General features: G+C 53.1%; 2 protein-coding genes and 1 pseudogene. All 3 read right to left on the bottom strand.

Annotation, left to right across the window (positions count from 1 at the left end; all coding sequences use genetic code 11):
* A partial coding sequence (locus tag BW686_RS25875) for a calcium-binding protein (RefSeq protein WP_306298905.1) occupies positions 1 to 8,797 on the bottom strand: 8,797 nt, incomplete at its 3' end.
* Between the two features lie 13 nt (positions 8,798 to 8,810).
* Positions 8,811 to 9,260, bottom strand: coding sequence for a hypothetical protein (locus BW686_RS25870; protein ID WP_084921035.1), 450 nt, complete (start codon positions 9,258 to 9,260; stop codon positions 8,811 to 8,813).
* Positions 9,261 to 9,329: 69 nt separating this feature from the next.
* Positions 9,330 to 9,427, bottom strand: a pseudogene (locus tag BW686_RS27725) (DUF5625 family protein); the annotation flags it as partial.

Below are 9,427 nucleotides of genomic sequence, written 5' to 3'. Positions count from 1 at the left end.
AGGTGTCGGAACCGTAGCCACCGTCCAGCGAGTCATTGCCGCTGCCGCCGTCCAGGGTGTCGTTGCCGTAGCCGCCGGTCAGCGTGTCATTGCCTGCGCCGCCCAGCAGTGTGTCGTTGCCATCTTCACCGTTGAGGGTGTCACGGCCATCGCCGCCATCGAGGATGTCATCACCGGCACGGCCGTTCAGGGTGTCATTACCCGACAGGCCGAACAGGCTGTCCGCCGACTCATAACCGGTAACGGTTTCATCGACTTCGGTACCGGTGAGCAGAGCCGTACGGATCTGCTCATTGGTCAGTGCCGAGCCATCGGCAAACTGTATCTGATCAATGTTATAGCCGTAGAGAACGCTGGTGTTGAAGTGCGAGCTGACCCGAAGGGTTTCGCCGCTGTCCTTGATCTGAATAATCAGGTCATCATACTCACGACGCAGCACCACATCGGCAGCGTTAAGACCTTCCAGGCGAATCACGTCCAGTTTATTGGCCGTGGTGTCGTTGTAGGCATAGTTGCTGATAGTGTCCTGACCCGAGCCCTTGCGGAACACATAGGTGTCAGAACCGTAGCCACCGTCCAGCGAGTCATTGCCGCTGCCGCCGTCCAGGGTGTCGTTGCCGTAGCCGCCGGTCAGCGTGTCATTGCCTGCGCCGCCCAGCAGTGTGTCGTTGCCATCTTCACCGTTGAGGGTGTCACGGCCATCGCCGCCATCGAGGATGTCATCACCGGCACGGCCGTTCAGGGTGTCGTTGCCCTGTGCGCCAGACAAACGATCATCGCTGACGTAGCCGGTGATGTTGTCGTCTATCTCAGTGCCTATCAGCAAGGCCGCGGTGATCTGTGCCTGGTCCCAGACAACCCCGTCGGCAAACTGCAACTGGTTGATCGCATAGCCGTAGCTTGGATCGCTATAGAAGTGAGAGCTGACCCGCAGGGTTTCGCCCGTCTGACGAATCTGAATCACCAGATCATCGGACTCACGACGAATGCTCACATCATCCTTGGTAAGCCCCTCTAGACGAACGGCGTCAAGCTTGTCGAGCGTGGTGTCGTTGTAGGAGTAGTTGTTGATGGTGTCCCGGCCATAGCCCTTGCCGAAAACATAAGTATCAGAGCCTTTTCCGCCATCAAGCGAGTCGTTACCGGCACCACCGTCAAGCAGATCGTTGCCGGCACCACCGCTAAGCGAATCGTTTCCAGCGCCGCCCAAGAGCGTGTCGTTACCGTCTTCACCGTAGAGCGTGTCCTTGCCATCCCCCCCATCGAGCACATCATCGCCCGCGCGTCCACTCAGGGAGTCATTGCCCGCCAGGCCTGTGAGGTTATCGTCGCTGGCATAGCCAGTAACGCTGTCATCGCCTTCAGTACCGATCAGCAAGGCCGCGGTTATCTGCGCCTCGTCCCAGAGAGAGCCATCGGCAAACTGCAACTGGTTGATCGCATAGCCATAGCTTTGATCGCTGTAGAAGTGCGAGCTGACGCGTAAGGTTTCGCCGGTCTGGCGAATCTGGATCAGCAGGTCGTCGGACTCGCGACGAATACTGACATCACGGGTATTCAAGCCCTCAAGACGAACCACATCCAGCTTGTCAGGCGTGCTGTCGTTATAGGCATAGTTGCTGATGGTGTCCTGCCCGGAGCCTTTGCGGAAGACATAGGTGTCCGAGCCCTTGCCACCGTCCAGGGAATCATTACCGGCACCGCCATCAAGCGTATCGTTGCCAGCGCCACCCGACAGGGTATCGTTGCCGAGCCCCCCGAGAAGCGTGTCATTACCGTCTTCGCCGTAGAGCGTGTCCCTGCCTTCACCACCGTTGAGCAGGTCATCGCCAGTACGGCCGCTGAGAACATCGTCCCCCTCAAGCCCCACCAGCGCATCGGCCGTGGCATATCCGATGATACTGTCGTTGCCTTCCGTGCCGATCAACAGCGCCGAAGTGATTTGGGTCTGGTCCCAGATCGTACCGTCAGCGAACTGCAACTGATCAATCGCGTAACCGTAGGTTTGATCGGTGGTGAAATGTGAGCTGACGCGCAAGGTTTCGCCCGTCTGACGAATCTGAATCACAAGATCATCGGACTCGCGTCGAATACTGACATCTTCAGTGGTCAATCCTTCCAGACGCACCACATCCTGTTTGTTCGGCGTGCTGTCGTTGTAGGCATAGTTGTAGACAGTGTCCTGTCCGGAACCCTTGCGGAAGATATAAGTGTCCGAGCCTTTACCACCTTCAAGTGAATCACTGCCCGTACCGCCATCAAGAACGTCGCTACCCTCTCCGCCGGAGAGTGTGTCAGCGCCTGCGCCACCTGAAAGGGTGTCATCTCCGCCCTCGCCATAGAGAGTGTCTTTTCCATCACCGCCCTCAAGCAGATCGTTGCCATTGCGGCCATTGAGAGTGTCATTTCCCGCCTGCCCGGATAGTGTGTCGGCAGTGTCGTAACCCGTGAGGGTGTCATTGCCTCCAGTACCATCAAGAAGGGCCGAAGTGATCTGCGCTCGATCCCAAACGGTGCCGTCGGCAAACTGCAGTTGATCGATGGCATAACTCCAGTTGCTGGATTCGGCACTGAAATGCGAACGAATGCGCAGGGCTTCGCCAGTCTGAAGAATCTGCACAATAAGGTCATCGGATTCGCGGCGCAGACTGACGTCTCCGCTGTTCAAACCATCCAGACGAACGACATCGAGCTTGTTCAGGGTCGTATCGTTGTAAGTCAAATTATCGATTGAATCGGAGCCAGACCCTTTAGCGAAGATGTAGGTGTCCGATCCCTTGCCGCCTTCAAGCGTGTCATTACCAGCACCGCCATCCAGTACATCGTTACCGTTGCCGCCAGTCAGGCTGTCGTTGTCAGTACCGCCGAGTAATGTGTCGTCACCGTCTTCACCATATAACGTATCGCGTCCCGCTCCTCCCAGAAGGGTGTCATTGCCAAGCCCCCCATACAGCGTGTCATTGCCTGCCACGCCTTGAAGGGTATCGTCAGTGTCGTAACCGGTGAGCGTGTCATTGAACTCGCCCCCCGTCAGTAACGAAGCCTTGATCTGATCTACACCCCAGACAGTACCGTCAGCAAACTGCAGTTGATCGATGGCGTAGTTGTAGTAACTGCTGGAAGGAGAGAAATGCGAGGAAACACGCAGGGCATCGCCGGTTTCCTTGATCTGGATAATCAGATCATTGGACTCCCGACGCAGGCTTATGTCGCTCAGGTTAAGCCCTTCAAGACGAATTACGTCCTGTTTGCCGACCGAGCCTTCGTTGTACACACCGTTGCTGATGGTGTCCTGGCCAGAGCCCTTACGGAAAACGTAGGTATCGGAACCGTACCCACCGTCAAGACTGTCGTTGCCTGAACCACCATCCAGTACGTCATAGCCATAACCGCCATTGAGCGAGTCATTACCTGCGCGCCCCAGCAAAGTGTCATTGCCATCCTCACCGTATAAGGTGTCCGAACCATTGCCACCGTCAAGCACGTCATCACCGGCTCGACCACTCAGCGAATCGTTTCCATCCTGACCAAAAAGGCTATCTGCTGTGGCATAACCAGTGAGAGTGTCGGCCTCTTCCGATGACTGAACAACGGCAGCTTTTATCTGTGCGCCGTCCCATACGGAACCGTCAGCGAATTTCAGTTGATCAATCGCGTAGGCGGTGACGCCATCCTGACTGAAATGCGAGCGCACCGTCAGGGTGTCACCTGTAGCCTTGATCTGAATGACAAGATCGTCACCCGAACGAGAAAAGCGCAGGTCGGCCGGATTCAAGCCATCCAGCTGAATGACATCAACCTTATCGGCAGCTGTTTCGCTGTAAGAGCTATTATTGATGCTGTCCTGACCGTACCCTTTTGCAAACCGGTAAGTGTCAGAGCCGCGACCGCCATCAAGCGTATCGTTGCCGGTGCCACCATCAAGGATGTCGTTACCATCAGCGCCATAGAGAATATCGCTACCGGCGTTGCCAGACAGCAAATCATCCCCTTCCTCGCCATACAGGTAGTCTGAACCGGAACCACCACTCAAAGCGTCCTGGCCAGTGCCACCGTACAAGTTGTCGTTGCCTTCGTCACCACTTACAACATCGTTGCCGGCAAGACCATTGAGGACATCATCCCCCTTACCGCCAGCAATACGGTCGTCGGATGCATAGCCGGTAAGGGCATCATTACCGTCAGTGAAGGTAAAGGCCGCCATGCTCTTGATTTGTTCAACGTTCCACTGAGTGCCATCAGCAAATCGAATCTGCTCTACGGTATAGGGCGTGTCGCCGTCATTCTGGAAGTAGCCGGAAATCGTTACCTTGTCCGTGGAGTTTTTAAGGGACAAGACCAGATCATTGTATGAACGGGTAACCATGATATCGGTCGGAAGAATGTCCACCGCGAACTCGATAACATCTGTCTTTCCTGCACTCGAATCGTAGTTATTGATCGAGTCCTGACCCCAGCCACGGTTGAAACGATAGACGTCGGAGCCATCCCCACCAGTGAGATAGTCGTTGCCACTACCGCCATCCAGTTGGTCGTTGCCCGAATCGCCATATAGGGTGTCGTTGCCTGAGTCGCCGGTCAGCGTGTCATTGCCCTCGCCGCCAGTCAGGTAGTCCGAGCCCTCACCGCCAGACAATTGGTCGATACCGGAACCGCCGTAAAGGTAGTCGTTCCCCTCCTCACCGAACAGCGCATCATTTCCGGCTTCGCCCGAAAGACTGTCAGCACCTGCTCCGCCTTGAAGGGTGTCATTACCTGCCTGACCATAAAGACTGTCATCGCCTAAACCGCCGTTCAGGGCGTCATCGGTGGCGTAACCCCAGAGGCTGTCATTACCGTCGGTGGTGACAGTGGACAGGGCTTTGATCTGATCAAGATTCCATTCAGTGCCATCGGTAAAGCGAATCTTCTCCAACGCATAAGGGGTAACACCATCATTCTGGAAATAGCCAGAAATCGTGACTCTGTCAGTAGCGTTTTTAAGTGACAGAACCAGGTCAGAGCCTGAACGGGTGACAATGATATCGGCCGGGAGAATATCCGTCGCGAACTCAATGGCATCTGTCTTTCCAGCACTCGAATCGTAGTTATTGATCGAATCCTGTCCCCAGCCACGACTGAAACGATAGACATCGGAGCCATCGCCACCCGTGAGGTAATCGTTGCCGATACCACCATCCAGTTGGTCGTTGCCCGAATCGCCATATAGGGTGTCGTTGCCTGAGTCGCCGGTCAGCGTGTCATTGCCCTCGCCGCCAGTCAGGTAGTCCGAGCCCTCACCGCCAGACAATTGGTCGATGCCGGAGCCGCCGTATAGGTAGTCATTTCCGGCATCGCCGAGCAGAGTGTCGTCACCGCTTTCACCCGAAAGGCTATCAGCTCCGGCTCCGCCCACAAGGATGTCGTTGCCTGCCTGACCATACAGGCTGTCATCGCCCTGACCACCGCTCAGTGTGTCATCAGTCGCGTAACCCCAGACATTGTCATTGCCATCTGTAGTGATGACGGCCGCGATTTTGATCTGATCGAGAGTCCAGGTGGTACCGTCAGCAAAGCGGATCTGCTCCAACGCATAAGGGGTAACGCCATCATTCTGGAAATAGCCAGAAATCGTGATTCTGTCAGTAGCGTTTTTAAGTGACAGGACCAAGTCAGCGCCTGACCGGGTAACAATGATATCGGCCGGGAGAATATCCGCCGAGAACTCAATAGCATCTGTCTTTCCAGCACTCGAATCGTAGTTATTGATCGAATCCTGACCCCAGCCACGACTGAAACGATAGACATCGGAGCCATCGCCACCCGTGAGGTAATCGTTGCCGATACCACCATCCAGTTGGTCGTTGCCCGAATCGCCATATAGGGTGTCGTTGCCTGAGTCGCCGGTCAGCGTGTCATTGCCCTCGCCGCCAGTCAGGTAGTCCGAGCCCTCACCGCCAGACAATTGGTCGATGCCGGAGCCGCCGTATAGGTAGTCATTTCCGGCATCGCCGAGCAGAGTGTCGTCACCGCTTTCACCCGAAAGGCTATCAGCTCCGGCTCCGCCCACAAGGATGTCGTTGCCTGCCTGACCATAAATGTTGTCGTCACCCAGACCGCCATTCAAGGTGTCATCGGTCGCGTAGCCCCAGACATTGTCATTACCGTCCGTGGTAACAACTGCCATGACTTTAATTTGCTCAAGACGCCATACAGTGCCATCAGCGAAATTAATGGCTTCGAGCTGATAACTACTGAGCCCATCCTGATAGAAATAACTGGAAACTATAATTCTATCCGCCGTATTTTTCAGCGACAGGATCAAGTCATTGCCCGACCGAGTAACCAGTATCTCTTCGGGTTGAATACCCGCTGCAAACTCAATAAAATCCGTCTTGCCAGTACTGGTATCGTAGTTGTAGATAGAGTCCTGACCCCAGCCACGACTGAAGAAATAACTATCGGAACCTGCCCCGCCACTAAGAGAATCATTGCCTGAGCCGCCGGTGAGCAGATCGTTACCTTCCTCGCCATAAAGCGCATCAGCCCCCGCACCACCTTCAAGGATATCGATCCCACCGCCCCCAATGAGATAGTCCCCCCCCTCACCTCCGACGAGAACATCATTGCCTTCAGCACCACTCAGTTGATCATTTCCCGCGCCGCCATAGAGATAGTCTTCAATGGCAGATCCCGCCAGATAGTCATCGGAGGCAAGTCCCAAAATAACTTTGTTCTTGCCACCATAAACTTCAGCAAGCTGCACAGCCTGGCTACCTGTCAGCTCTGCGAGCCAGACAGAAATCTGACCACTCCAATCGGCACGTCCGAGAGACGAGGACAGCTCAGAGGCATCAACAATCGCATCAACGGGGTTGACGCTGTGGACATCCGATAGTTTTTGAGTGAGGAACGATGTATCAAGCAGAACTTCATCACCACTAATGGTCAACTTCAATGCAGAGACATAGTCACTCAAGCGAGTCTGCAATAAAAGACCGGAATAGACAGAAGACACCAAAGCATCGTATGCCTTGTTAATCTGAGAAATCTGCTGCGCCTGAAACGAAAAGCTTTCTTCCGTGATATAAAGGGTACCGATTGGATAAGATACAGATCGAACTGTAGAGGTAGTACGAGTGCCTGTCTTGGCAGAAATAGAGACTTCTTTTTTCTCCTCCTGTCCCGTCTCTGTTTTCTCGAACTGAAAATACTCAACGCCGGTAAAAGCCTCAAGTACACTGATCTTCTCAAGCAGATTTTTTATTTCAAGTTGACTGGCTGTTGGCTCTCGTGACGGAGGCTTGGTGGGAGCAGAAGCTCCACCATTATCACTGGCAATAAAAGATGTGTCCGGTTTTTCCCACGAATAGATGAATTGGACCTTATAAAACCCAGTGGAGAGATCCTCTACCCTGTCATCAAAGCTTTTGAGACTACTCGTCCCCGCCCAAGCCGTCAGTAAGCCTCCGGCTAACGCCAATTGCTCTTGGCGCGTAGTCGCCGAACTGTAACGAGAAACTGCGTCTTGCAAATCGCCACTGAGCATGGCGGCCTGTCGCAGATCACGGACAGCTCCCGCTCCTTTCATATCAGGCAATGCGTTCACTTGTGGACTAAGTACTATTGTATCTGCATAGTCGCGATAAAATGTATTCTTGACAAAGTTTATACTACCCACGGAGCTTGTCGACTCTTCACCCGTCGCGGGATCAATGCGTGTATACGTACCGGTAGCCGTAATAATATTACCGTTATTGTTATGCCCTGCATCAACACTTCTAACGCCAATACTGATAATTCCGAGCTGTTCTAATGTTTTCAACTCCGACGACTGGGAAACACCATCCTGATTGAAGTCCTGCCAGACTTTTACAGCATTGAAACTTTCATCACCCGCATCAAAAAAACCATCTTCATTACTGTCCAGATCGGCCAAGGCCTCAAAACCATTACTGGCTTTTGTGCCATTAGATATGACACGGTCGACACCAAAAAGCTCTGCGCCACTGTTGATGACATTATCGCCATTCAAGTCCATGACGAGCAGGCCATCATCACCACTCACCCAGCCGGTGCCTGTTTTATTCTTGTCGCCATCGTGATCGAATACAATCCCGACGTTACTGGAGACGGTTTCAATACCATCACCGTCCAGATCCAGCACCAGAGGGTCAACGAATTGCAGTGCAGAATTGAAATAGGAGTAAACGTCGAATGCGATCTCACCCAAACCTTCCATCATAGTGTCAAACAGTGACGCCCCCGCATCAGAGGCCCACTTATAAGCATCAGAAAGTGCAGTTTCAATCATGTCGGACGTCTTATCAGCGAACTCAATAAAACTATCTGCAAGTTTTTTGAAATCCTCCTTTATCCCATCCCATGACTCTTCAAGTTCTCTATACGTTTCGGGGTCAGCCAGCCACTTACCCAAAGACGTCGCATACTCTGCCGTCTGCTCCAACCCCAACCCTATGCCAATAGCACCCGCAACCAGCGCCGCCGCAGGAGAGGCCCCTGCTACAAGTGCTACGGCTGCGATTGTTCCTATCAATGCACCTGTCACCCCCAGAATCTCGTTGGCGGAAAGCTTCCCCTCACTCCCAGACTTGATGGCCGCTGCGCCTTGCCATGTCAGGTTCTGCAACTGCATGCCAGGAGACTTTGCAAGAAGTGCAGCCAACAAACCGTTCGTATTGACTATTCGGTCAAACGTCGTAGTCGACTTCTCTAGTTTCACTGCGTTATCTGCAATCGTGTAAGAGTCCATGACACCTGAAGCTAATTTTTCCACCATCGGGTTTACCGCAGCCATAGAAATCTCCCTATTAGATTCGCTTAATTAGATACATAAAAGCAAAAACAGCCAAAATCTTACACGTCGCCAGAAACCCTTTAAACGCCAGAGAGTACCACTCCCCCTCTTCAACATAGTCCAGGCACTGAAGTGTGGGAGGAGACGCCCCCCGCTTCTTAAATTCAAGCTCACGGCAATAGCCGTAAAACATAAATGACCAGAGAAGTATGAGCCCCCCCACCCCCTTGACCTGATCTCCAGAAGAGTAAACCACCTCTGGCTCTAGCAGATAAGAAACACCTGCCAAAACAAAAATGAACATACCTACATAAGCCCATTTCTTACGGGCCTTTGGTGATGCTTTAAAATTATTAAACACATCAAAAGGATAAAACCGCTTATCTCGCTGCAACCTATCCTCAAGGGAAACCAAATAACCAGAACTAAACGCAAGCATCCCCACAATCAAAATAAGAATCATATAAAACACTCACTTCTCGCAGAACAAGATTTTAAAAATCGAGGGGCGCATCCCCCCATCAAGCTATACTTACCGCTCCCTCAAACTCTCCTGAGCATGCTGCTGCAACGGGCTCAGGAAATACTCGATCACTCGCCGCTTATTGGTCTTCACTTCCGCCGTTACCG

Origin of the sequence: Pseudomonas syringae (assembly GCF_002157375.1) — a bacterium.
Classification (GTDB): domain Bacteria; phylum Pseudomonadota; class Gammaproteobacteria; order Pseudomonadales; family Pseudomonadaceae; genus Aquipseudomonas; species Aquipseudomonas syringae_T.
Note: the sequence above shows the minus strand (reverse complement) of the source record. Positions and strands in the feature narration are given on the sequence as shown.

Excerpts from the sequence above, each read along its gene's own strand:
- BW686_RS25870 (WP_084921035.1), bottom strand. The coding sequence starts at position 9,260 with ATGATTCTTATTTTGATTGTGGGGATGCTTGCGTTTAGTTCTGGTTAT.